Origin of the sequence: Azospirillum sp. TSO5 (genome assembly GCF_003116065.1) — a bacterium.
GTDB lineage: Bacteria > Pseudomonadota > Alphaproteobacteria > Azospirillales > Azospirillaceae > Azospirillum.
In genome coordinates this window covers 51436-74228 of record NZ_LGQY01000019.1, presented here as the reverse complement: position 1 = coordinate 74228, position 22793 = coordinate 51436, and the positions used below count along the sequence as shown (strand labels likewise).

General features: G+C 64.2%; 19 protein-coding genes. 13 read left to right on the top strand and 6 right to left on the bottom strand.

The genetic code is table 11. The annotated features are described in order from the left end of the window. Positions 1–13 precede the first annotated feature (13 nt). Complete coding sequence (locus tag TSO5_RS05435) at positions 14–1210, bottom strand: glycosyltransferase (protein ID WP_109150622.1); 1197 nt, start codon at positions 1208–1210, stop codon at positions 14–16. Between the two features lie 126 nt (positions 1211–1336). Between TSO5_RS05435 and TSO5_RS05430 the strand changes: the two genes are divergently transcribed. Continuing rightward, positions 1337–2131 carry an FkbM family methyltransferase gene (locus TSO5_RS05430; protein WP_158282365.1) on the top strand — a complete coding sequence of 265 codons (795 nt, stop codon included), beginning with the start codon at positions 1337–1339 and terminating at the stop codon, positions 2129–2131. 39 nt (positions 2132–2170) lie between these two features. Here the strand turns inward: TSO5_RS05430 and TSO5_RS05425 are convergent, their stop codons facing one another. Then, the gene (locus TSO5_RS05425) at positions 2171–3574 is read right to left on the bottom strand and encodes an O-antigen ligase family protein (RefSeq protein WP_158282364.1); all 1404 of its coding nucleotides are present in this window, start codon (positions 3572–3574) and stop codon (positions 2171–2173) included. A gap of 212 nt (positions 3575–3786) precedes the next feature. Here TSO5_RS05425 and TSO5_RS05420 point away from each other — a divergent pair, with 212 nt between their 5' ends. The 4 genes from TSO5_RS05420 to TSO5_RS05405 all read left to right on the top strand — a co-directional run bounded on the left by TSO5_RS05420 (position 3787) and on the right by TSO5_RS05405 (position 8868). Continuing rightward, entirely contained in the window at positions 3787–4578 is a 792-nt protein-coding gene (locus TSO5_RS05420) for a metallophosphoesterase family protein (protein ID WP_247870601.1), read from the top strand. Then, positions 4554–6902 (top strand): polysaccharide biosynthesis tyrosine autokinase, encoded by a 2349-nt coding sequence (locus tag TSO5_RS05415; RefSeq protein WP_109150619.1) that lies wholly within the window; start codon positions 4554–4556, stop codon positions 6900–6902. The genes TSO5_RS05420 and TSO5_RS05415 overlap by 25 nt, the downstream gene beginning before the upstream one ends. Continuing rightward, entirely contained in the window at positions 6859–7605 is a 747-nt protein-coding gene (locus TSO5_RS05410) for a hypothetical protein (RefSeq protein ID WP_146203686.1), read from the top strand. The genes TSO5_RS05415 and TSO5_RS05410 overlap by 44 nt, the downstream gene beginning before the upstream one ends. 147 nt (positions 7606–7752) lie before the next feature. Continuing rightward, positions 7753–8868 carry a hypothetical protein gene (locus TSO5_RS05405; RefSeq protein ID WP_109150617.1) on the top strand — a complete coding sequence of 372 codons (1116 nt, stop codon included), beginning with the start codon at positions 7753–7755 and terminating at the stop codon, positions 8866–8868. Between the two features lie 135 nt (positions 8869–9003). Here TSO5_RS05405 and TSO5_RS05400 read toward each other — a convergent pair whose 3' ends face one another. After that, entirely contained in the window at positions 9004–9597 is a 594-nt protein-coding gene (locus TSO5_RS05400) for a polysaccharide biosynthesis/export family protein (RefSeq protein WP_109150616.1), read from the bottom strand. A gap of 769 nt (positions 9598–10366) precedes the next feature. Between TSO5_RS05400 and TSO5_RS05395 the strand changes: the two genes are divergently transcribed. Continuing rightward, entirely contained in the window at positions 10367–11686 is a 1320-nt protein-coding gene (locus TSO5_RS05395; protein WP_158282362.1) for an outer membrane beta-barrel protein, read from the top strand. Between the two features lie 48 nt (positions 11687–11734). Here the strand turns inward: TSO5_RS05395 and TSO5_RS05390 are convergent, their stop codons facing one another. Further along, positions 11735–13015 (bottom strand): glycosyltransferase family 4 protein, encoded by a 1281-nt coding sequence (locus TSO5_RS05390; protein WP_109150614.1) that lies wholly within the window; start codon positions 13013–13015, stop codon positions 11735–11737. 206 nt (positions 13016–13221) lie between these two features. On the opposite strand from TSO5_RS05390, the gene TSO5_RS05385 reads away from it, so the two are divergent. The 7 genes from TSO5_RS05385 (at position 13222) to TSO5_RS05355 (ending at position 19979) form a co-directional block, all read left to right on the top strand. Continuing rightward, positions 13222–13890 (top strand): methyltransferase domain-containing protein, encoded by a 669-nt coding sequence (locus TSO5_RS05385; protein ID WP_158282361.1) that lies wholly within the window; start codon positions 13222–13224, stop codon positions 13888–13890. Positions 13891–13991: 101 nt separating this feature from the next. After that, positions 13992–15137 (top strand): hypothetical protein, encoded by a 1146-nt coding sequence (locus TSO5_RS05380; RefSeq protein WP_109150612.1) that lies wholly within the window; start codon positions 13992–13994, stop codon positions 15135–15137. A 148-nt stretch (positions 15138–15285) separates the two neighbouring features. After that, positions 15286–15777 (top strand): RT0821/Lpp0805 family surface protein, encoded by a 492-nt coding sequence (locus TSO5_RS05375; protein ID WP_109150611.1) that lies wholly within the window; start codon positions 15286–15288, stop codon positions 15775–15777. 89 nt (positions 15778–15866) lie between these two features. Then, on the top strand, positions 15867–17567 hold the full coding sequence (locus TSO5_RS05370) for an AMP-binding protein (RefSeq protein ID WP_109150610.1): 1701 nt from the start codon (positions 15867–15869) through the stop codon (positions 17565–17567). Then, positions 17554–17832, top strand: a complete 279-nt coding sequence (locus tag TSO5_RS05365) for an acyl carrier protein (protein ID WP_109150609.1) — start codon at positions 17554–17556, stop codon at positions 17830–17832. The genes TSO5_RS05370 and TSO5_RS05365 overlap by 14 nt, the downstream gene beginning before the upstream one ends. After that, positions 17829–18698, top strand: coding sequence for a WcbI family polysaccharide biosynthesis putative acetyltransferase (locus TSO5_RS05360; protein ID WP_109150608.1), 870 nt, complete (start codon positions 17829–17831; stop codon positions 18696–18698). Before TSO5_RS05365 ends, TSO5_RS05360 begins: the two co-directional genes overlap by 4 nt. A gap of 210 nt (positions 18699–18908) precedes the next feature. Next, positions 18909–19979 (top strand): radical SAM protein, encoded by a 1071-nt coding sequence (locus tag TSO5_RS05355; RefSeq protein ID WP_109150607.1) that lies wholly within the window; start codon positions 18909–18911, stop codon positions 19977–19979. A gap of 27 nt (positions 19980–20006) precedes the next feature. On the opposite strand, the gene TSO5_RS05350 is transcribed toward TSO5_RS05355, so the two are convergent. Together TSO5_RS05350 and TSO5_RS05345 are read right to left on the bottom strand one after the other, a co-directional pair. Continuing rightward, entirely contained in the window at positions 20007–21152 is a 1146-nt protein-coding gene (locus TSO5_RS05350) for a class I SAM-dependent methyltransferase (protein ID WP_109150606.1), read from the bottom strand. A 187-nt stretch (positions 21153–21339) separates the two neighbouring features. Continuing rightward, on the bottom strand, positions 21340–22764 hold the full coding sequence (locus tag TSO5_RS05345; protein ID WP_109150605.1) for a hypothetical protein: 1425 nt from the start codon (positions 22762–22764) through the stop codon (positions 21340–21342). Between the last annotated feature and the right edge of the window lie 29 nt (positions 22765–22793).

Genomic DNA, 22793 nt, shown 5'->3' with positions numbered 1-22793 from the left:
GCGGCGGGGCGCCTCATGTCCGGACGCCGCCGCCGACCAGCCGCCACAGCCGCTCCGCCACCGGCGTCAGCGCATAGCGTTTCTCGGCCAGCCGGCGCGCGGCGGCTCCCATGGCGGCGAGCCGGGCCGGCCCCAGAGCCCGCGCCCGGTCCAGGGTCTCGGTCACGCCGGCGGCATGCGGAGCGAAAAGCAGGCCCGCCTCCTGTTCCTCGAGATCGTCCCAGGCCATCCCCGGGCTCGTCAGCACCGGGCGCCCCGCCGCCAGGGCTTCGATCACGCTGTTGCCGAAATTCTCCCGCACGCCTCCTTCGCCGAGCCCAGACGGCAGGACGATCAGATCGCAGGCGTCCAGAAAGGCGCGCACCCCGGCCGAAGGCAGATAGCCGCGAAGCTCCACCGCCTCCGGGGCGCCGGCCGCCAGCCGGGCGATCTCGGCGGCATACTCGCCGCCCCCGGCGCCGGCGATCAGCAGGCGCTCTCCCGGACGGTGCCCGGCCAGCCAAAGCGTCAGGAAGGGTAGGATGCCTTTTTCCGGCGACAGCCGGCCAAGATAGCCGACCGTCAGCGCTCCATCTCGCGGGCGTGGCGGCAGGCTGGGCCACTCGGCCAGATCGATGGCGTTGGGGATCACCTCCACACGCGCATCCGGCAGCAGAGCCCGCACGCCGTCGGCCTCCACCGCGCTGGTGGCATGCACCGCCTGCGCCGCCGCCAGCGTCGGCAAGGTGATGCAGCGGTAGAACAGCCATTTCGCCGGCTTGTGGCGGCGGATGTGGGCGATGTGGCCCGGCATCAGGCCGCCGCGCACCGCGATGACGGCGGGACGCCGGAACAGCAGGCAGGCGAGCGCCGCCAGACTGGTCGGCCAGGTGGCGATGCCGCTGATATAGACGGCCTCGGCCCGGCGGCAGAGTCGCAACAGAAGCAGCGGGGCTCCCAGTCCGAACCCCCAGCGGCGCCAGCCATGCGCAGGATAGAGATGAACCGGCACCTCCGGCGGCAGGCCGACATCGCCGGCCGTAAGCGGCGGCGTCCCTTCCGAGGCGTTGCTGCTGCACAGTGCGAAGGAGTGTCCGGCGCGGGCCCAGGCAGCGGCAATGCGCGCGGTGGACTCGGCAATCCCGCCATATCCGGTGGCCGGGGCGATGTGGGTGACGACGAGCAGCACCTTGGGATGCACGCTTCCAGATTGGTCCGCCTCGCGCAGCATGTCTCGTCCTCGGGAATTTGCCGTGACTTAAAACAAGTTGAAGGGCGGCCGGCAATGTTCTCGACAACCGTGCAGCCCCGCCGATACGATTCCGGCGCCTTTGACTTGAGGGATGGGCGTCGGAGAATGGATGGGGCGGCGGTCGCGGCCCGGCGCATGGTGCCGGGGGAAACGCGGGAAGGGATTGCCCGCGGGCTTTTGCGGACGGGCGGACGGGTGCGCAAGCTGCTGCGCCTGCTGAGCCGGCGCGAGTTCCGCCGCGGCCTGCGGCTGGGGGTGGCCGCATCGGTGGAAAGCCTGCCGGTGCTGCGCGGGCTGCCGGTCGCAACGGTCGTGGATGTCGGCGCCAATGTGGGGCAGTTCAGCCTGTTGATGACCGCGCTGTGCCCGGATGCGGCCATCCATGCCTTCGAGCCCCATGACGGTTCGGCGAAGCTTTTCGCCCGGCTTTTCGCCGATGCGCCCCGCGTGTCCCTGCACCGTTGCGCGGTCGGGGCCGAGGAGTGTCAGGGGGTCCTGCATGTGTCGCGCCGGGCCGACAATTCCTCGCTCCTGCCGATCGGGGCGGCCCAGCTCCGCTTCGCGCCGGGCACCGATGCGGTGGCGGCGGTGGAGGTGCCGGTGCGCACGCTCGACTCCGTCCTGCCGGCGGCGCTGTCGCGCCCCGTCCTTTTGAAGCTGGACGTCCAAGGCGGGGAGCTGGCGGCGCTGAAGGGGGCGGAACGGCTGCTGGACACGGTGGATCATGTCTATGTCGAGGTGTCCTTCACCGCGCTTTACGACGGGCAGCCGCTGGCCTATGCCGTGGTGGCGCATCTTCATGCCCGTGGTTTCAGGCTGACCGGCATCGGCGGCCTGGCCCGCACCCGCGACGGTCGCATCGTGCAGGCCGATCTGCTGCTGAGCCGGGGGCAGCCCTGACCTGCCGGGCCATGCGGTGCCAGGCTAGGCGGTGCCAAGCTATGCGGTCTGCGCCTTCTCCCCGTCATCCCGGCCATGCTCGTTGCTGCTCCAGGATTGGCTGAAGCCGATCCCGAGCAGGAAGGACAAGGTGACGGCGATGGCGGGGATCTGCGCGCTGAAATCCACCAGCCCGTGCCCGCCCACCAAGACCATCGCCGCCAGGGCCAAAGCCGGATAGAGCCGGTCGCGGCGACGGTGCCGCAGTCCATACAGGCACACCGCAGCGATTCCGGCCAGGGAAAGCCCGAAGAGCGCCGCCCCTGGAATGCCGAGATCCATGGCCAGCTCCAGCGGAACATTGTGGGCGTATTCCCAGGTCACCGGCTCGATCAGGCTGGTGTCGCGGTACATCCGGAAGGCGGGGCGGAAGGCTCCGAGCCCCATCCCGGTATAAGGAGCGTCGCCGATGGCCTCGAGTGTCAGGCGGTAGACATTGACGCGCCCGGTCTCCTGCTGGGTGTTGGTCTGCTCGACCAGACGCGACAGCGTCTCCTCGCCGCTCACCCCCACCGCCACCACCGCCACGACGCCGATCACCGCAGCGAGCAGCAGCGCCATCCGGAAAGGGACCACCTTCGCCATCCACAGCAGGAGCAGCAGAATGCCCAGCGCCGCCCCGGTCGCCAGGAAGGCCCCGCGCGAATGGGACAGCAGCAGCGCCGACGCGATGATCAGCCCGATGGACAGATAAGGGATGGCCTGGAACAGCAGCGTCTCGGCCAGATCATGGGCATGGCGCTCCTGTCCGGCGCGCCGGGGACGCAACGCGTTGACGAACAGGCCGATGCAGCACAGCAGGCCCAGCCCGGCGTAGGCGCCGTAGGCGTTGCGGTTGACGAAGGTTGCGGTCAGGTCGTTGAGATAGGCCCACTTCCTCAGCCAGAGAATGCTGCTCGATCCCGTGAGATGGACCATCAATCCATAGACCGCGTAGAGGCCGCCGGCCATGCTCAGCGCCACCACCGCCTCGCGGGCCCGGTTTCGGTCGCGCCCGAGCTGCACGGCCAGCCAGAAGACGCCGCCATAGGCCGCCAGGCGCAGGATCGCCGTCCGGGTCAGTGCCGGATCCGCGCTGACGACGCCGGAGGGTGGAACGGTGTCGAGCACACCGCCCGCCTCCGCCCACAAGGGATGCCACATCCATGGCGGCGTCACGGGCAGGGTCTGCAGGATGGCCCAGCCGAGCGCCAGGACGAAGAGCAGGCCCATCGGCCACACACGGCGCGCCGGGATCGGCATTCTTATCCACCCGATTGCGGCTCCACCCGCCCAGATGACCAGCAGAACGCCGATCAGAACCACCAGCAGGCTCCATGACCATGGGCGGTTGCTGCCCAGCGGCAGCGGGGCGAGCAGGACAACGGCCAGAAGAAACCGGAACAGGAAAGTGCTGATGGCCATTGGGGTCACACAGGACAGCGGGAAAAGCCGGGGGAGTGTAATCAGCTTCTCCATTCGTGAACAGAATGGCTTGGCTCCCGTCCGCATGGGTCGTGATAACGGATCGCCCCCCCTATCGGTAGTGTACCAAAAAGTGGTATTGCTCGCCACGCGGGACGGAGGTCCCTGCGTGGTGCAAGGCTCTGAGCGGGAGCAATGAGGGGCGGTTGGTCTTGGCGGATTGGCGAGACGTTCTGTTCGGATGGAGACGTGCCTCGCCGCGGCCCGTTTTGCCGCCGCGGGTGCCCGATGGCCTGCGGGTCTATGCCGTGGGCGATGTTCATGGCGAACTGCGCCTGCTGAACGACATGCTGGGGTCGATAACCGCGGACGCGCAGCAGGCGCGGGAGTCCGGGCTGGAACCGGTCGTCGTCTTTCTGGGCGACTACATCGATCGCGGCGCAGACAGCCAGGGCGTTCTGGAACGCCTGTGCGGCGGGGCGCTGCCCCGCGGCATCTCCTGGCGTTTCCTGATGGGCAACCACGAGGCCGTTCTGCTCGATTTCCTGAGGGATCCGGCCGGCGCGGCCGATTGGCTGAACTACGGCGGCGTGGAGACCCTGGCCAGCTACGGGATCCGGGCCTCGGCCGGAATCCGCGAGCGCCGCCGGTGCCTGGAGGTCCGGGATCGGTTCGCCGACGTGTTTCCCGAGCATCACCGCCAGTTCCTGGAGGGGCTGGAGACGAGCGTGACCTTTGGCGATTACCTGTTCGTCCATGCCGGGATCAGGCCCGGCCGGCCGCTCGACCGCCAGCAGGCCTCGGATCTGCTTTGGATCCGTGAACCGTTCCTCTCCGATTCCCGGTTCCATGGGAAAATCATTGTCCACGGCCATACGATGACGGATGAGCCGGATTTGCTTTCGAACCGTATCGGTGTCGACACGGGGGCTTATGTGACGGGTGTGTTGAGCGCGCTCGTGCTTGAGGGGGATCGACAATGCCTGATTCAGGCGAAGGCATGATCGTGGAGCGGCATGGGCAGGCTACGGCATCGTCCGACGGCAGGTCGGCGCGCGGACTGACACCGGTCGCGAGCGCCCGCGTTCCGCGCCATGCAGGACATCAGGACGCCGGAGCGGGCGGGGGTGGTTTCCAGGACGACCTGCGCCAGCATCTGCGCTGGGCGTGGCGGGTGGCCTGGCGCGGCAAGCACCTGGTCCTGGCCTGCCTGGTCCTGGCGCTCGCGCCGACGATCCTGCTGCTCAAGCAGGTTCCGCCGCGCTTCACCGCCACCACCAGCCTCGTGGTCGAGGCACCGGAGGCGCGTGACGCGCTTGCCGATCGCAACGCCTTCCGGGGGTTCATGCTGACCGACAGCGTCATGCAGACGGAAGCGGCCCTGCTTTCCTCCCCCATGCTGGCGCATCGCGTGGTGGAGAAGCTGCATCTGGATACGGACCCGGAGTTCAACGGCAGCCTGCGTCCGCCGCGTCCGTTCGCCAATGCCCTGTCCACTCTGCTCAGCCCGACCAGCTGGATTCCGCGTGAATGGCTGTCCGGCCCTCAGGAGGAGGCCAAGCCAAGCGCGTCGATGGAAAAGGACATGGGCCGGGCACAGATCGTGCGCGCGTTCCTCGGGGGTCTGAATGTGCAGGTTCAGCGCCGGTCTTACATCATCACCGTGTCCTATACGTCGGAAAGCCGGGAAAAGGCGGCACTGATCGCCAACACCCTGGCCGAGATGTATCTGCTCGACCGGCTGGAGGCAGGATTCGAGGATGCCCGCCGTGTGTCCGGCTGGCTGGGCGAGCGGCTGGAGAGCCTGCGTCAGGATGTCGCCGCCGCGGAGAATGCCGTCGAGGACTACCGGGCGGCCAACGGATTGCGCCGCAAGGACGACCGGCAGGTGACGCTGACCGATCAGCAGCTGTCGGAGTTGAATTCCCGTCTGGTGCTCGCCCGCGCGGATCTGGCTCAGAAACAGGCCCGTCTCGATCAGGCCAGATCGGTCCTGCGATCCCGCGGCAACGCCGAAGCGACCAGCGACGTGCTGCAATCCCCGTTGATCCAGCGTCTGCGCGAGCAGGAGGCCAGCCTGACGCGCGAAATGTCCGATGCGCTCAAGATCTATGGCGACCGCCATCCGCGCCTGGTCGGCCTGCGCGCCGAGGTGAACGAGATCCGCGGCAGGATCGGCGCGGAGGTCGACAAGATCTCGGCCTCCCTGTCGAACGATGTCGAGGTCGCGGCCGCCGGCATGCGTTCGCTGGAACGGCAGCTGGAGAGTGTGCGCCAGCAGGCCAATGTCGCCGGCGGAGCCGAGGTGCGGATGCGCGAGCTGGAGCGGCAAGCCGAAGCCAACCGCACGCTGTATGAATCCTTCCTTGCCCGGTTCAAGCGCGAGGCCGAGCAGGAAAAGATGCAGCGTGCGAATGCCCGCATCGTGGCCGTTGCCGATCTGCCGGTCGGCAAATCCTATCCGCGCGAGATGCAGACGATCCAGATCGTGGCGGTGCTGGCCCTGATGTTCGGATTGGGGCTGGTCTTCCTACTGGACCGTCTCGATTCCACCGTCCGCTCCAGCGACGAGGCCGAGGAACTGAGCGGCCTGCCGGTGCTGGGGATGATCCCCCTGCACCGGGGCGCACAGCGCAAGCCGATCGACGAGCTGCTGCGCAAGCCGCGCTCCGCCCTTGCCGATGCCGTGCGAAGCCTGCGCACGGCGATCACCCTTGCCGATGCCGGAACCACCCGGATCGTCATGGTGACCTCCTCGGTGCCCAAGGAAGGCAAATCCTTCGCCTCGCTCTGTCTGGCCCACATGTTCTCGAAGATGGAAGGGCGTGTCCTGCTGATCGACGCCGACATCCATCGTCCGCGCCTGCATTCGGCGATCGGCGTGGATGGCAACCGTGGTCTGGTCCAGTTGCTGCGCAAGGAGGCGGCGCTGGATGAGCTGATCCTGCCCGGTGTGGCCGGCAACCTCGATTTCCTGCCCGCGGGCCGCGAAGGCAACATCGCCGAACTGATCACCGGCCCGGCGATGGAAGCCATCCTGCATGAATTGCTGACCCGCTATGACCGGATCATCATTGATACGCCTCCTGTTCTGGCGGTGTCGGACACGCGGATCATCGCCTCGCTGGTCGACCAGGTCATTTATCTGGTGCGCTGGAACTCCACCTCCCGCGATGCCGTGCGCAACGGACTGAAGCTTCTGCAAGGCAGCGGGGTCACCCCGTCCGGGATCGTTCTGTCCCAGCTCAACCAGAGAAAGCATTCGCGATACGGCTATAACGACTATGGTCAATATTATGGGCGATACAATGAGTATTACTCAGAATAAAGCCGATAGCGTTTCGCAGGGAGGGCGGAAGAGGGCTCCCATTCTCCCTGTAGCCGTGATGGGACTTGCCGGTCTTGCATTGCTGGTCTTCGGCATACCGCAATTCGTTGCGGGGGTGCTGGTGGCTGGCGATCAGAACACCCTGTGGGATTTGGCCCGGCAGCGGCCGGTCGCATGGAACGATCTTGCCGCTGCGGTTGCCGCCCGTGAGGATGCCGACCGCTGGATGCCGACCGCCGACCGCGAGGCCGAAAGAGGGTTGCTGCTGATTCGGCAGGCGGAAGCGGCGCCGGAGGGAAGCGAGCGCGACCGCCTGTTCGCTGCGGCTGCCGAGGCGATTGAGCGCAGCCTGTCGCGCGGTCCGGTCCAGCCCCATGGCTGGGCGGTGCTGGCGGTTCTGCGGGAACGGGCCGGCAACCGGCAGGGAGCCGCCGATGCCCTGCGCCTGTCGCTTCTTTCGGGGGCTTTCGACCCCGATCTCATGATCTGGCGGCTCAGGATCGGAATGAGGCTGCTGCCGGTGCTGTCGGACGAAACCCGGGCTCTGTTGACTGGGCAAATCCGTAAGGTGTGGGTGATGTCGCCCGACGAGATTGCTCGCCTGGGTGGAGGCGAAGAGGGGGCGGCTTTGGTCCAGCAGGCATTGGCCGGATTGAGCGCAAGCGAGATTACCAATTACGTCCGGCGGATCGGCGTCAGGTGATGGCACCGATCCGGCAGGCCGCCGCCGGGTGGAGCATGGGATATTGGATTGCAATCCCCTGGCGGTGTCGTGTTAATAAAGGCTATTCGGACGCAACCTGATTGGCAAAGGGGATTTGCAATGAAGGCTTCAATCAGGACGTTGGCCATGGCTGCCACGATCGCCTGCTTTGCATATCCCGGCTTTGTCATGCCGGCAGCGGCCCAAGCCCAGCGCGAAGCCCAGGGGCAGGGCCAAGGCCAAGGCCAGGCCCAGAACGACAGTCTGAACGCGCTTCCCCCCGCATTGCGGGCCGCCGTGCTGTCGGGCAATCCGGAGCAGATCGGCCGGGCCATCACCACCCTGTCCGCAAACAATCCCCAGCGTGAAGCGGCACTGGCCCAGGCGGTCGTCACGGCTGCGGAAAAGCTGCTGCCCACCAATCCGCAACTGGCGATCCAGGCCGCCGCCGCCGCGGTGGAGAGCGTGCGGGGAACCCAGGTGCAATCTTCCTCGCCGCAGCAGACGGTCAGCGTTCTGACCACGGCCGCCCGGATCTTCGTGGCCCCCGGGGTTCAGCAGGTGGCCCCGCTGGCCGCCGCGGGAGTGGCTGCCGCGGCGGTTTCGGCCGTGGCCACCATCAACAACCCGACCGTCGCCGCCACGATCAGTGCCCAGGCCATCGCCACGGCTGAAAAGGTGCTCCCGCTCGCTCCGGCCGTCGCGGTGCAGATTGCCAGTGCCGCGGTCCAGACCGTCCAGGCGCAGCCGGTGCAGACGTCGTCTCCGACGGAAACCATGAGCGTGGTGACGATCGCCGCCCGGATCGCCATCACTCCCGATGCGCAGCGTGTGGCTCCGCAGTCCGTTGCCGGCATCGCGACCGGTGTGACGCAGATCGTTTCCAACCCGGTGGTTTATCAGTCGTCTCCGCAAGCGGCGATCAGCGTCATGGCCAATGCCTATAGCGCGGCCACGTCGCAAGCCGTCATCGCGGCGTCTCCCAACGTGACCACCACCGTCGTCCAGACCCTGAACCAGGCGAGCACGCTGACGTCGCTCAATCAGGCGAATCCAAGCAACGCCACGGCGATCAGCAACATTCTCAACGGTCAGCCCCCCACGGTTGCCGCGAATCCGCAGCAGAACCAACCCCAGAACAATCAAGCGCAGCAGCAGACGCAACAACAGCAACAGCAGCAGACGCAGCAGCAGCAGACCCAGTCGTCCACTATCGAGACGATCACGCCTCCCACCACCATCTTCACGTCAAGCCCAAGCTGACCGGTGCCGTGCGAGGGAGGACTTCCTGAATCCCTGTTCGCCGGATCGACGATGGCGAGCGGTCGAGAGAGGAACAAAAAAGCCGGCCTTCCATGAGGAAGGCCGGCTTTCTTTCTTCCTGGATTGGGCGCGCAATCAGAAGCGGCGCTCCAGAACCTTCACGATGTCGCCGGGCAGCAGGGGGGTCCGCTCCGTCGCGCGATACTCCTTTTCGCCGTTATCGGCCGGACGAACCAGCACCACCTCTCCCTGGCGGGCGCGGTAATCATAGCCGCCAGCCCGGGCAACCGCGCTCAAAACGGTCATGCCGGTGGTGTAGGGGAACTCGCCAGGCTGCCGGACCTCGCCGAGCACATAGTAGGGCCGGAAGGTCTGCACCTCCACCGCCACACTCGGGACCTGCATGTAGTTGTCGCGCTTCAAGGCATCTTCGATGCGCTTGGACAGGGCCTTGGCGGTGACGCCGCTCGCCGCGATGTTGCCAACCAGCGGCATGGCGATGTTGCCGGCCGGATCCACCGTAAAATCGCCCGACAGGTTGGATTCGTTGAACACGATGACGCGAACGCGGTTGCCGGGTTCCAGGAGGTACCCTTCGGCCGGGTTTGCGATCTTGGCCGGAGCCGGCTCGCTCGGGAAATCGCCGACTGTCGACGACAGTGAGCCGCAGGCGCTGAGCAGCAGCATCGTCAACAGAGAGGCGCCAACACGTCGGGAAAGCTGGTTCATATCAATAGATCCATCGAATCGAGCGGCGATCCCGATCGATTCGGTTCGCCAACAATGCCGTACGAACAGCACAAATCGTCTAAAAGAGTTAATCCATCATTTAAAGCGATGCAACTGCGAATCATAGCAGCGCCATATCCGAACCATATGTCTCTATTGGAAGAGAAATACCCCCGGCTGCAATCAAGGAAGCGGAAACCTGGCAGGGATGAGGTCTGCCGGGCAAAGCCCGTCTGCGGGACGAGTGGATTCACTTCCCCAATTTTCTGTATCGGCCTCATCCCGGAAGCGCGAGAACCATGGGGAGCATGGCCGGGGCAATTTCGCCCAGCCTTGGGCGTTCGGCGGAGCTTTCCGGAAATCCGACCTGACGGCGCCCCGGCGGCGTCGGAGCATCGCGACCTCCATCGGCAAGGCCATTCCCACGTCGCCTCCGCGGCAAGGTGATGAGCAACCGGAAAGCAGCGCGCCCGCGATGCCAATCTTAAATTTTACAGACTTGACGGAAAATTCTAGTTTCCATAGGTGGGCCTATGACGCCTGGGCGGCTCAAGGTTGCTTTGTGAGAGAGAATTTTACCGCCTCTAGATTGACGTCGAGAAAAATGTTACCCCCCTATGGGTATAGGACCTACCAATTCCGATCAGAACCATAACGGACGTCGAGGATCCCGCATATGAACGTCGCTTGGCCACGCACCCGGCATTTTATCAACGACCTGTTTCGTGGCGAGGAAAAGACGATGCGGTCCGGGTCCGTCCGGACATCGATGACCAAGCCCCTGACGGCGGTTTCGCTGGTTGCGCTTGCGGCGGTCTGGACCCTGCCGCTACACGCGCAAAGCATCAAGACACAAGACAAGGCCGATCCTCGCCGCGCCAATTCGGCCAAAATCCTCCAGGAAACGAATCCCGAGGAAAAGACCGGCGGAAAGGACGACGAAAAGCAGATCGATGATTCCTATCAGCCCAAGGGCATCGAACTCGGTTCGTTCCTGCTGCTTCCGCAAATTGAAGTGAGCGAAGGTTATAATAGTAACATTTACGCTCGTTCAACTGATAAGAAATCGGATTTCATTACCCGGATCGCGCCGGAATTCCAGCTGCGCTCCCGCTTTACCAACCATATGCTGAACATCAGCGCGCGGGCGGAGCAGTCGCTGTTCGCGACCTATACGGACGACAATCACCTGGATGCCTCGACCAATGTCGCCGGGCGCTACGATTTCAGCCGCGACTGGGAAGGGACGGGGTCGTTCGACGCCTACCAGACCTATGAGGACCGCGGAAGCCCCGATGCGGTGAACGGCAAGTCGCCCACCCGGACCTACGGCTTCGGCGGGCGGACCGGGACCAAGTACCAGGTCGGCCGCTACACCTTCTCGGGCGAGGTCAACGGCGCACGGCGCCTGTTCGGCGACGTTGACACGTCCACCGGCACCACCATCGACAATTCCGACCGCGATCGGAACGAGTTCGGGGCGATGGGCCGCGGTTCCTACGAGATGTTCCCCGGCTACGCTGCCGTGGCGCAGGTCGAAGTCAATCGGCGCCAGTATGACTCCAGCCGCGACCGCGCCGGCTACAACCGCTCCAGCAGCGGCTGGCGGGCCGAAACCGGTATCGGCGTCGACATCACCCAGCTGGTGCGCGGCGATTTCCTGGTCGGTTACCTGAAGCAGGACTACGAGGATTCACGGTTCAAGGATCCGTCGGGACTGGCCCTGAAGTCGGTCCTCAACTGGACGCCGAACCGCATGACCGTGGTCGCGCTCTCGCTGGAACGCTCGGTGCAGGAAACGATCACCCTCAACGCGTCCGGCATGATCCATACCGGCGCCAGTGTCCTGATCCGCCACGAAATGCAGCGGAACATCATCCTGACCGGGACGGCAAGCGTCTTCCAGGACGACTTCAAGGGCGCCAACCAGACGAACTGGACCTATGACACGCGGGTCCGTGCGGTCTACGCCCTGCAGCCGGAACTGTATGTCGGCGGCGAGGTCGGCTTCCGCCGCCGCACGTCCGACAAGCCCGACGTCGGCTTCAGCCAGGGCGTGGCGCTGCTGCGCATTGGCGCCCGCATGTGATCCGGACGAGCGTAAAGCCTGATGCGCCAGGCTTTACGCTCCACGGTATCAGGCGGCGGCCGGCTGGCAGCACTCTTCGATGAGAGCGGAAAAGCGGCCGCCGATGCGGTCGATGTCGAAGGCCTCCGCGGCATAGGCGGCCTGTCCGTCGGCGTAGGATTGCCGCAGGGCGGCATCCTGGCGCAAGCGCATGGCGGTGGCGATGAAGCCCGTTTCGTCCGTCGGTTCCACGCACAGTCCAGCTTTCCGGTCGCGGATCAGCCGGTGGGCGTGGTTGGTCGCCGGAATCGCTCCCAGGATGGGGCGGTTGGAACAGAAATGGCTGTAGACCTTGGACGGCACCGACAATGTGCCGGCGAACGCCTCCAGCACCACCACCCCGACATCCGCACTGGCCAGAACCTGCGACAGGGTCTCGAAAGGCTGGAAATCGAACAGCAGCAGATTGTCGAGAGCTTCGGCCTGCTTGACGGTCTCCAGCCAGCGACGGCCGATTCCCTGGCTGACCACGACCACCCGGACCTCCGGGTCGTTGCGGAAACTGCGGGCCAGGGCGGCCAGAAGGTCCGGGTTGTGCTTCATTCCCATCGTGCCGGCACACAGAAAAACGAAACGATCCGCCAGGCCATGCGCGCGGGACCAGGGGTTGTCCTTGGGCAGGGGGCGGATTTCTCCCTGGGGCGCCCAGTTCTCCACCACGGCGTTGCGCGGATGACGGACGCCGTACCGGGCGAGCACCGGCAGGAAATCCTCGGAAATGACGACCAGACCGGCGGCGTCCCGCATCGTGGCGAATTCCACCCGCTCCAGGAAACGGCATGCGGCCCAACGCAGCAGGGCCGGCTTGCCTTTCAGGATTTCGGCGGCGCCGACCGAAAAGATGTCCTGGACCCAGCACAGCAGAGGCAGGTTCCGCTTTCGCAGCGCCTTCAGCAGTGCTGCCTGCACGGCCGGCGGCGTGTTGGTCGACAACACCACGTCGGGGCGGAACGCGGTGGTCCGCGCCCCCAGCCTGGCGCCATAGTCCATCTCCTGCCACCAGCGCCGCAGCAGCGCATATTTCGGCAGGGAACGGCCGGTGCTCACCGCTTCGATCCGCAGCCCGGCCGGATCCCCGGCTGATTGCGCCAGACGGCCGCGCGGTGCCTCGACATCGGCGGAATAAAGGTAAAGCACCTCATGACCCTGGCCGGCCAGCCAGCGTGCGAGCTGGATTGGAAAGGAATAGCCACCGTAATCATGCAGGACGATGCGACGCCGCGACCCCGTGTCGACTGGCGGAACCAGGGGGGCCGGCCGGGGCGGTGCAAGGACGAGCCCGTCGTTCATGCGTCTGCCGGAACCGTCGGATGGACTTCGCCTGTGACTGCCGAGCCGCTCATCAGATATTCCGAGGTAATCAACTCCCTCTCAGTCTTTACACGAAAGCTTTGCGACGCGCTGCAACCATGTTAAGACCAAAGCCGCAGAAATGAACGGAATCGGGCAACTGGCGAATGCCTTCCTTCGCCACAGCGGATGATGCGAAGCCGGAAATGCACGGCGCGGAGATGCAGGGGCCACAGCCGGTATTGGTGCAGTTCGGTTGCGGTTGGTCGGTGTCGGAAAGCTGGTGCAACTTCGATGCATCTCCGACGCTTTGGTTCGAGCGCCTGCCCCTTGTCGGCCGTTTCTGCTTCAAGAACGCGGAGCGCTTTCCAACTCTGGCCCGCTACGGCGACATCGTGAAAGGCTTGCCCTTCGCCCCGGGGTCCGTAGACTGCGTCTATGCCAGCCATGTTCTGGAGCATCTGTCCCATCGCGATTGCCTGACGGCTTTGCGCAACACACGGCGGATGCTGAAGCCGGGAGGGGTGTTCCGCCTGATCGTGCCCGATCTGTCCTGGCGGGTTGATGCCTACGTCAAGGCGCGCGGGGCCGGCATGCCCGACGCTTCGATCGCGCTGATGCGCTCCACGATGCTGGGCATCGAGGAGGAGGAGCGTGGACCGTTCGGCATGCTGAAGCGGCTGCTCGGCCGCAGCCGGCATCTGTGGATGTGGGATGAAGGCGCTTTGGCAGACGCGCTGACGAACGCCGGATTTAGGTCGGTACGGCGGTGCCGGTTCGGGGATGCCAGCCATCCCGCCTTCGCCGAACTGGAGAACGAGGGACGCTTCTTCGAGGACGGCAATCCCGAATTGGCCTTGGAGGCCATAGCGTAGCGTCCGCCGGGAGCGGGCCCTGAGGGGCATGGCTTGGAAAAACAGTTCTTGGGGGCATGCAGCCGGGAAGATGGCGGACATGCCGAAAGGAAAGACGGTAAATGCATGAAGGTGAACGCCGGGTTCTGACCGGTCTAGGGCTCACCGTCATCCTGGGCTATCCATTGTTCTTCTACGCCCACAAGTTCCAGGTGCCCTGGCTTGGGGGTGGCAATGACTTCCGCAGCTATCACGTCATGGCTTTGGACCCGCTGGATTTCGGTGCGGTGCGTGCACCATTCGCCATGCGGCAACTGACGGCCGCCATCGCCCATGTCATCCTGAAGTCAGGATTCGTATTCTCAAACGACATTGCCTTCGATCACTTTACCGTTTTCGAAGGAGTGTCCTATCGCGCAGATGTCTTCTTTTCTTTGCTTCTGGCGAATTTCCTTGGGTTGGTTGCCGCCGGGGGATTCGTTTACGCCACCGTGGCGCGGGATTGTGCGGGGCGAACCGACGGATGGGCTCTGGATGGAGTGTCGCTGCCGGGAGCGTCGGCGGTGGGCCTGCTGCTGCTCTCGGGACCACTGATGTTCCATGTGATCGCCCCGTTGACGGAGGGATGGAGCTGGTTCCTCGTCGCCGCCGGTGTTTATTTCTACCGGGCGGACGGGCGGAGTGCCTATGCGGCCCTGCTGGTGCTGCCGGTGGCGGTGTTCCAGCGGGAATTGGTGCTGCCGATCTTCGCCACTCTTGCCGGGGCCGAGCTGCTGTCGCGCCGTCGTGATCTTGCACCGCCCCTTGCATTGCCGCGTCGGCGTTTTCTGACCGCGCTCCTGGCCGCGTCCGTCGCCGCGATGGCAGCCTACTTCGTTCTGCGCGGCTCTGTCCTTCCGGTTCTCCGCACTGACCTGCAACAGATCTCCCCGACCCGATGGCCCGGCATCTTGACGACTCGCATCGCCAACCCGGCGGTGATGGCGAAGTTTGCCCGGGTTCTGGTGAAGATGAACCTGATGCTGCTGTGGGGCGGTGTTGCGCTGCTGTCCCTGCGCCGGGGGCTGGCTGGCTGGGACCGTCATTTCCTTGGCGTCATCGTCGCACTGGCGGTGATGATCGCGCTGGTGAGCATCATGGTGGGGGCGGATGCCGCCGCCGACCGCTATCTGGGCCTGCTGACGCCGCTGTTCATCGTCTCCCTCTTCGATCTGTTGGCCGGGAAAGGGCAGAGCGTGTCAATCCGATCCGAAACCAATCCGATGTGACCGGGGCCCGGGTGCGGCTTTCGCGTCGTTGGCGCCTCCGCAGGCCTTTGGAACCGGTTCGGAGGAATGGCAAGGGCTGCTGCACAAACGGTCCCGCTTGCGCTATAACCGGAGGGAACAACCCTCGGAACAAAGATTGAGTCCTCCAATGCGTGCCCAGTCCCGCTTCCCCCGTATCGCCGCCGTGGCGGTTCTTGCGCTGTCCACCACGCTCGCCGGCTGCCAGACCGGGTCGATGGGTAGCAAGGAAGGGTTCGGCACCGTTGGCGGCGCCGTCGCCGGCGGCCTGATCGGCTCGCGCTTCGGCGGCGGCTCGGGCAAGCTGGTGGCGGTCGGCATCGGCACACTGCTCGGCGCCTTCGCCGGGCGGGAACTCGGCGCCTCGCTCGACCGTGCCGACCAGGCCTATGCCGACCGTGCCGCGACCCAGGCCTACAGCGCCCCCATCGGCCAGCGGATCACCTGGAACAACCCGCAGTCCGGCAACCAGGGCGTCATCGTGCCGGTCAAGGACGGCTATGACGGCTCCGGCGCCTACTGCCGCGAGTTCCAGCAGACCATCGTCGTCGGCGGCCGCACCGAACAGGCCTTCGGCACCGCCTGCCGCCAGCCCGACGGGTCGTGGAAGATCGTGGGGTAAGGGAACTGCGGTATGGCGGCAGTCGCGGTGTGGGCTGGGGTGCTCTTTCTCGTGCGGAGACACTGCTTCATCCGACACGGTGAATAGGAATGATGAACATCCTCGCCAGTCTGATCGACCGGAGCGTGGCGGTGCCGGACCAAATTGCCCTGGCGTTCTATCACGATGGGCTATGGGACGAATGGACCTGCCGCCGCTTGCTGCAGCGTGCTCACGACCACGCTTGCGCTCTCGCTGCTTACGGGGTCCGGCCGGGCGAGCGGGTCTTGATACTCATGGGGACCCATCCCGAAGCGACGTCGGCCTTCCTCGGAGCGATGATGCATGGTGCGGTGCCCGGCTTTCTGTCGCCGATGACGTCCAAGCTGCAGCCGGACCTGTATGTCAGCCATCTGTCGGCCCTGATGGAGGGCAGCGGCGCTACGGCCGTCGTCGTCGATCGGATGTCTGTGGAGGCGGTGGTTGCCGGTATGGACGCGCTTCCGCCCGTCACGTGGATACTGTGCGAAGAGGTTCCCGAAGGCCCGCCTCTTTCCCCCGAACGGATGTCCCGACCCAAAACCTGCGGGGACGATACCGCTTTTATCCAGTACAGTTCGGGGACGACGGGCCTGCGCAAGGCTGTCCCCCTCAGCCATGCCAAGGTTCTGGCGCAAGCGGAGGCGCTGACCTCCGCCCTGGGGCTTTCCCCGGCCGACAGGATATCCAGTTGGCTCCCCCTCTATCACGACATGGGCCTGATCGGCAGCTTCATCGTTCCGCTGATCGTGGGAATACCGGTGGATATGGTCTGCCCATTCACCTGGACCGCCAAGCCGCGCCTGCTGCTGGAGATGATAGCGGCCCGTGGCAGCACGCTGGCGTTCCTCCCTAATTTCGCTTTCAACCATTTGGCCTTGACCGTGGAACCCCAGCCGTCTCTGGACCTTGGCCGTGTGAGGGCTCTGATCAACTGTTCCGAAGTGTGCCGCGCGGAATCCCATGACCGTTTCGTGACGCACTTCAAGGGCTGGGGGATTGGACATGAGCAACTCCTGACCTGCTATGCGATGGCGGAGGCGGTGTTCGCGGTGACGGTGTCGGGGCACGTTGTCCGGCGGATGTCGGTGGATGGCGACAGGCTGGCGACCGACGGTTCTGTCGTTGAGGCGGCATCGGGCGGACGACAGCAAGTTCTCCTCTCCGTGGGGCGTCCATTGCCGGGAGTGCGGATCAAGATTGCCGACGGCCAGGGGAAACCGTTGCCGGAGGATCGAGTTGGTCAGATCATGATCGCCGGTCCTTGCGTGTTCGATGGGTATCTGCAAAAGGCCGGCTCCGCGCCCGGAGCGCTGGACGACGGCTGGTTCGCGACCGGAGATTGCGGTTTTCTATCGGACGGCGAGCTGTTCGTCACCGGTCGGCTCAAGGACGTCATCATCGTCAATGGACGGAATGTCTACGCTCACGATATAGAGGCGATCGCCCTGCAGGTGCGCGGGATCAAACCGGGGCGGGCTGTCGCCCTTCCCCTGTACAACCGCACATCGGGATCGGAGGACATCCTGATTCTTGCGGAGCTTCTGGAACCGGATGATGCGGCCACGCGGTCTGACAGGCGTGAGGTCGCGCGCGAACTTCGCTCGGCGGTCGTGAAACGTACCGGCCTCAACCCCCGGGTGGATTTCGTTTCTCCCGGCTGGCTGGTCAAGACCAGCAGCGGGAAGCTGGCCCGTGACGAAAACCTGAAGCGTTACCAGGACCTGATGACGGTCCGAACGGAAGCGAGTACCCAGAATGCAGACAGATGACGACCGGATGGCCGTGATCCGGCAGGTGGAGGCCGCAATCCGCACGGCTCTGTTCGACCCCGACATCCTGGTCGATGAGCAGACGACGGCGGCCGACGTGGATGGCTGGGACTCCCTGTCCCATGTCCGCATCATCCTTGAGATCGAAAAACGCCTGGGAATATCCATTGATGGAAGCGAAGCATCGTATGTGAAGACCGTAGGCGAGCTGGTCGATCTCATCGGCCGGATTTTGTCGAGAAGCGGAAAGGTGATCCAACGATGACCTCGCGGTCGGATGACAGGCGAAAGCTGTTTGTGCTGATTGGAACCTGCATCAGCTTCGGCCTTCAGTATTTGCTTCTGCGGAATCCGGACTTCCGCCGGGCCTACCGGTTCAAGGCATATCGCACCGACCGCCATCAGCAGTTCATGGCCGATCTGTGCATCCCGGACGAGGAGTTGGCAGAGGCGGAAGTCGTCGCCTTCCACCCGCCCGGTTGGGCCGATTGGGGAAACGAGGAAGCCTACCGGTCGTTGCTGCGGTCGATTCCGAAGCATGTCCAGCGCATCTCCTATCCTTATCCGGTCTTTCCCGCCCTATGGCCATTTCATTGCTATGACACGCGCAACGAGTGCGCCACCAATGAGCCGACGCCGGAACTGATTCCTCCTCAATATCCATATGGCGATGCCTGGGTCTTGTCCAAAATACGCAAAGGAATTCCTGCCGGGAAAATTCTTGAGGAATACATGAATCTTGACATCCCATCGGTTACCGATGTGGATGGATTGTTGAGAAAAAGTATTGAAATTCAGAAAGATAAGGAGAGAGACACAAAAATAAAAGTTCTTGATTATGTTATGGATAATTTTCGTAAGGAAAAAACTTTCATAACAATGAATCATGTGGGAAATTACACGATTTTTCATATGGCAAATCAGATATTCGATATGCTAGGCATAAAAAAGCTCGACGAGAAAATACTACGCCAATTGGGAGAGCTTATAAGCTTCGAGATTCCAATCCACCCAAGCGTCATTCGCCACTTCGATCTGCAGCATGTGAATCGGGATACCCGGTACGCAATCGATCTCTTCAAGCGCCAGACCTTTGAAGAGTATATGGAGGATTATATTCATTTCCGATGACCGCAGGCGATGAGCTGCCTTGCGGAACACCGAAGTGCAGCTTTTGCCGTCCGGCCCCGTAAGCAAAGGTGGTGCCGTTCCCCTGTTATTTAGGTTCGACATATGGTTTAACGGAAAGTGGAAAAGGGCTTTGCGCCACCCCCCCGTTTCGTGGGTGTCTCTGGCGGAAATTGCCTGCCACCGTCGTACAGTCGAACCGGGATCGCAGTGATGAGCGAGGGCAGTGTCTATAGCGCCGCCAAGGTATTCCGCCACCCGGACCAGGTTGCATCCTGGTTGGCGGAGATGCCTTCGGCCCCTCTTCACATCCGCATCAAGCCGATCAACCGCTGCAACCATTCCTGCTGGTACTGCGCCTATCGTGCCGACGGGTTGCAGTTGGGCGACGAGATGGACGAGGAGGCTCGTCTGCCTGTCGGAACCCTGCGCCGCATCGCCACGGATCTGGTGAGCATGGGGGTCAAGGCCGTCACCTTTTCTGGGGGAGGGGAGCCGCTGCTCTACCGGGAACTGCCCGAGATCATCGGGATCCTGGGGGGCGGTGGGGTCAAGGTGGCGACCCTGACCAACGGCGCTAACCTGAAAGGCCGCATGGCCGACGCTTTCGCCGCCCACGGTGCCTGGGTGCGCGTCTCCGTCGACGCGGTGACCGACGATTCCTACGCCCGCGCCCGGGGCGTCCGTCCGGGAGCGTTCACCAAGCTTCTGGAGAACATGGCCGATTTCACCGCCCGCAAATCATCCTGCGTGCTGGGCGTCAATCTGGTGATCGGTGCGGAGAATGCCGGCAAAGTGGCGGAGGCCTGCGCTATCTTCAGGTCGGTCGGGGTTGCCCATGTGAAGCTGTCGGGTGTGGTCGTCGCCAACAGCGGGGCGGAGAACGCAGCCTATCATCTCGCCATTCAGGATACCGTCGCCGCCCAGATCGTCGAGGCGCGCCGGCTGGAAACCGACAGCTTCCGCATCGTCGATCATTACCACGCATTGCCGGAGCGTTTCACCAAACTCTATCAGTCCTGTTCGATGCTGCGGTTTCTTACCGTCATCGGCGCCGACGGCTGCGTCTATACCTGCCAGGACAAGGCTTATACCGACGCCGGGCGCATCGGTGAACTGGATGAGGGACGGTTCAGGGATTTCTGGTTCTCGGAGCGGGTCCAGGCGTTTCTGAGCGGCTTCAACCCCAGTGTTTCCTGTGCCCATCACTGCGTGTCTCATACCAAGAACATGCTGCTGGACGAAGTGGCGCGGCTGAATCCGGAGCATGCCGACTTCGTGTGACGGCATCCTCCGCCACGCGGTCTCGCCTCAATCGAAGGGCGGCGGCATCACCACGTCAAAATGGCCGTATGCCAGGAGGCGTTCGATCACCGTTTCGGCAAACACCGGGGTGTGGGCGATCAGGACGCGCGATCCCGGCGGAACCTGGGTCGGGTGGAAAACCGACCGGCCGTGATAAGTCGAACCGACGCGGGCATCGTCCTCATCGACAAAAAATGCCGTTTCCGCTGAAACCTCGCCAAACAGCCAGGAGGCTGCGATGGAGGTCCCGAAGAGGCCGATCGGCTGCGTCGAGGCAGCTTGGCGGGCTGTCTCCACCAGCCTGTCCAGCCAGTCCAGGTGGCTTTCCACCAATGCCAGCGTCATCGCGGAATCCGCGCCGGCTTCGGTTGCGCCGACCTCCGCGCGCCGCGCGACGACACTCAGTTCCCTGGGGGTCCAGTCGGCCGTCAGGGCCAGGGGCGCCAGCCCGGCTTTGGCCAGGCACTGGCGCATCACGGCCGGAGTGAAATGGGTGGCGTGGTCGGCGATGAGCAGGTCGAAGGGGTTGTTCAGCAAATCCGGGGTCTGGATCATCAGCAGCCCGCCCGCCGCCAGCTTGCCGGCCAGCATGGCGGCAATGGTTGCGGGCTGTTCGAAATGCTCTAGGACATGGACCGTGGTGACCAAGTCGAAGCGCGTCGGGATCGCCGCTATGTTTCCGGCATAGAATTCCCGCACCCCGTCGATCGCCTCGATCTCCGGCCGGCGCGATTCGTTGATTTCGGCGCCGGCCCGCCACCAGCCCGGCAGCACGGCGGCGGCATTGCGCAGCAGGCTACCGTCGCCGCAGCCGAAATCCAGATGCCATCCCGTCTCCGGCAGGCGATGTTCGTCGATCAGCCGCCGCAGGATGACCCGCGAACGGGCTTCGCCGGCCCCCGATGACGCAAACACCACCTGTTCGCTGCCGTCCCCCTGGGGATAGACGTCGTAGCTGGCGTATATGGCGTGGCAATCTTGGCGCCATGCCTCCGTCGCCATCTTCTGGGCCGCGCCGCAGGCCGAGCAGACCGCCAGCCGCCCGTCGGAGGGCCAGGGCCGGAAATCCGACGTGATGCGCCGAAATCGGCGGAACGCCTCGACCTCGATCAAGGCGTCCTGTCCGCAAAGGTGGCACGCAGCGACTTTCATATCCCGGCTCTCGATACAAGGCGCCGGTCACGGTGACGGCGGTTATCCAACATGTTTGCGACCGGAACCGCCAGGGACCCCATGGCAAACGCGATGAAACGATGGAATGTAGCAGGAATCCATTCTGGATCGGATCGCCTAAAATCGGGCGAGAGCGTCGTGTATTTCCTGTCAAACGCATGACTTTCTAAACCGAGCCGCCCGGATCGAAGCGGACGATCCTCAACGCCAAGCCCTCGCTGCTCCTGCCGTCGTCGGGCAGATAGGAGGCGTTCAATGCATCGCTGATGTTCAGGCTCCGGAGCACCCCCTCGATCTCCTCGACGAACTGCGAAGCGACGATGACGGCATCGTCCGCCTGGCGGCACTGCGCGTATTCGGCAACGGGCAACACCCGGTATCCGTCGAGATCGTCATGGCGGTTCTGGGAATCGAGAAATCCCGTCATCGTGATCCTTGCCGCGCGCAGCCGGGCAGACAGGCGGCGCCCTGCCTGCCCACAGCCGTAGATCCACACCTGTCCGGCCCCACGCAAAGATTCCAGGGTGCGCAGGGGCCGCAGATACGGAATGTAGCGGGCCGCCTCATCGGCCAGAGGGCCGACGATCCCCGCCGCCTCGGCGCACAAGTTTTCGACCTCCTCGTCCGTCGCTCGACCGTCACGGAAAACCAGCGGGTGGCGGACGAAATCGCAATGGATCGGCTGCAGTGCCGACATGGCCCACTGACGAAAACGGGAGGGATCGAACGGCGCGAGGTCCGACAGCAAGCCGGCGCCGTAATCACGGCGGCTGACTTCCAGAACGCAGATCTTGCGGGAATCGCCACAGACATGGCGGCGGCCGGCACCGTGACCGATGCCTTGCAGATAATCGCCATCGACCGTGGTCGCGAAATGCGCGCTTCGCGAGCCGGGCCGGGTCATCAGGGGGTGGAGATGCCAGCTATGGACCAGCATCAACCCGTCGCCGCCCCGCCAAAGAAACTGTGACGGCCAGCGGTTGTTGAAGCGCTCGCTCCCCCATTCCATGCTCGCGATCATCGGGTGCAGGTGGCGAATGCCCTGGCGCACCATGTCGTCGGACGACAAGGAGAAGGATTCCGCCGGCTTGGTTTCCAGCCAACCCAGCATCTCTTCCATCGTGGTCCGGAGGCCGGTGACCAGCACGGTGTCGGCACCATCCATCGCCTGCGCTTCGACTTCGGCCAACGTCCCGTCCGACATCAAGGCGTCCGGCGCCCAGATGATGAGATAGGCCCTGGCCGCCGCCGCCTGGACGACGGCATGGCGATGGAACGCCGCCAGCACATTGTGGACGTCCCCTCCGTACAAGTGATGGACGTCCTCCGGATCGACGACGAAATATTCAACCTCGATGTAGGTCGCCAGTCTCCGCACGGCTTCGGAGCGGCGCAGCCTGTCGATGTCGGCGAGTGTCGTGTAGATGATGTATTTGGAACTGCGGTTATGCCGCAGGCCGGCGATGTTCCCCGGAGAAAGCTGGCAGGGAAGCGCAAAACGCAGGAAGAAATCGATAAATGCGTCGCCCCAAACCACCATGACATGGTGAAAGCACAAGCTGGTTTCTTCTGCGTCAGGCACCTGCTTCATCGTAACTTTCCAATATCATCGTAGGAGGA

What these genes read in the sequence shown, in the direction of transcription:
- TSO5_RS05435 (WP_109150622.1), bottom strand. Translation starts at nt 1,210, where the DNA reads ATGCTGCGCGAGGCGGACCAATCTGGAAGCGTGCATCCCAAGGTGCTG.
- TSO5_RS05430 (WP_158282365.1), top strand. Translation starts at nt 1,337, where the DNA reads ATGGATGGGGCGGCGGTCGCGGCCCGGCGCATGGTGCCGGGGGAAACG.
- TSO5_RS05425 (WP_158282364.1), bottom strand. Translation starts at nt 3,574, where the DNA reads ATGGCCATCAGCACTTTCCTGTTCCGGTTTCTTCTGGCCGTTGTCCTG.
- TSO5_RS05415 (WP_109150619.1), top strand. Translation starts at nt 4,554, where the DNA reads ATGCCTGATTCAGGCGAAGGCATGATCGTGGAGCGGCATGGGCAGGCT.
- TSO5_RS05410 (WP_146203686.1), top strand. Translation starts at nt 6,859, where the DNA reads ATGGTCAATATTATGGGCGATACAATGAGTATTACTCAGAATAAAGCC.
- TSO5_RS05405 (WP_109150617.1), top strand. Translation starts at nt 7,753, where the DNA reads ATGGCTGCCACGATCGCCTGCTTTGCATATCCCGGCTTTGTCATGCCG.
- TSO5_RS05400 (WP_109150616.1), bottom strand. Translation starts at nt 9,597, where the DNA reads ATGAACCAGCTTTCCCGACGTGTTGGCGCCTCTCTGTTGACGATGCTG.
- TSO5_RS05395 (WP_158282362.1), top strand. Translation starts at nt 10,367, where the DNA reads ATGACCAAGCCCCTGACGGCGGTTTCGCTGGTTGCGCTTGCGGCGGTC.
- TSO5_RS05390 (WP_109150614.1), bottom strand. Translation starts at nt 13,015, where the DNA reads ATGAACGACGGGCTCGTCCTTGCACCGCCCCGGCCGGCCCCCCTGGTT.
- TSO5_RS05385 (WP_158282361.1), top strand. Translation starts at nt 13,222, where the DNA reads ATGCACGGCGCGGAGATGCAGGGGCCACAGCCGGTATTGGTGCAGTTC.
- TSO5_RS05380 (WP_109150612.1), top strand. Translation starts at nt 13,992, where the DNA reads ATGCATGAAGGTGAACGCCGGGTTCTGACCGGTCTAGGGCTCACCGTC.
- TSO5_RS05375 (WP_109150611.1), top strand. Translation starts at nt 15,286, where the DNA reads ATGCGTGCCCAGTCCCGCTTCCCCCGTATCGCCGCCGTGGCGGTTCTT.
- TSO5_RS05370 (WP_109150610.1), top strand. Translation starts at nt 15,867, where the DNA reads ATGATGAACATCCTCGCCAGTCTGATCGACCGGAGCGTGGCGGTGCCG.
- TSO5_RS05365 (WP_109150609.1), top strand. Translation starts at nt 17,554, where the DNA reads ATGCAGACAGATGACGACCGGATGGCCGTGATCCGGCAGGTGGAGGCC.
- TSO5_RS05360 (WP_109150608.1), top strand. Translation starts at nt 17,829, where the DNA reads ATGACCTCGCGGTCGGATGACAGGCGAAAGCTGTTTGTGCTGATTGGA.
- TSO5_RS05355 (WP_109150607.1), top strand. Translation starts at nt 18,909, where the DNA reads ATGAGCGAGGGCAGTGTCTATAGCGCCGCCAAGGTATTCCGCCACCCG.
- TSO5_RS05350 (WP_109150606.1), bottom strand. Translation starts at nt 21,152, where the DNA reads ATGAAAGTCGCTGCGTGCCACCTTTGCGGACAGGACGCCTTGATCGAG.
- TSO5_RS05345 (WP_109150605.1), bottom strand. Translation starts at nt 22,764, where the DNA reads ATGAAGCAGGTGCCTGACGCAGAAGAAACCAGCTTGTGCTTTCACCAT.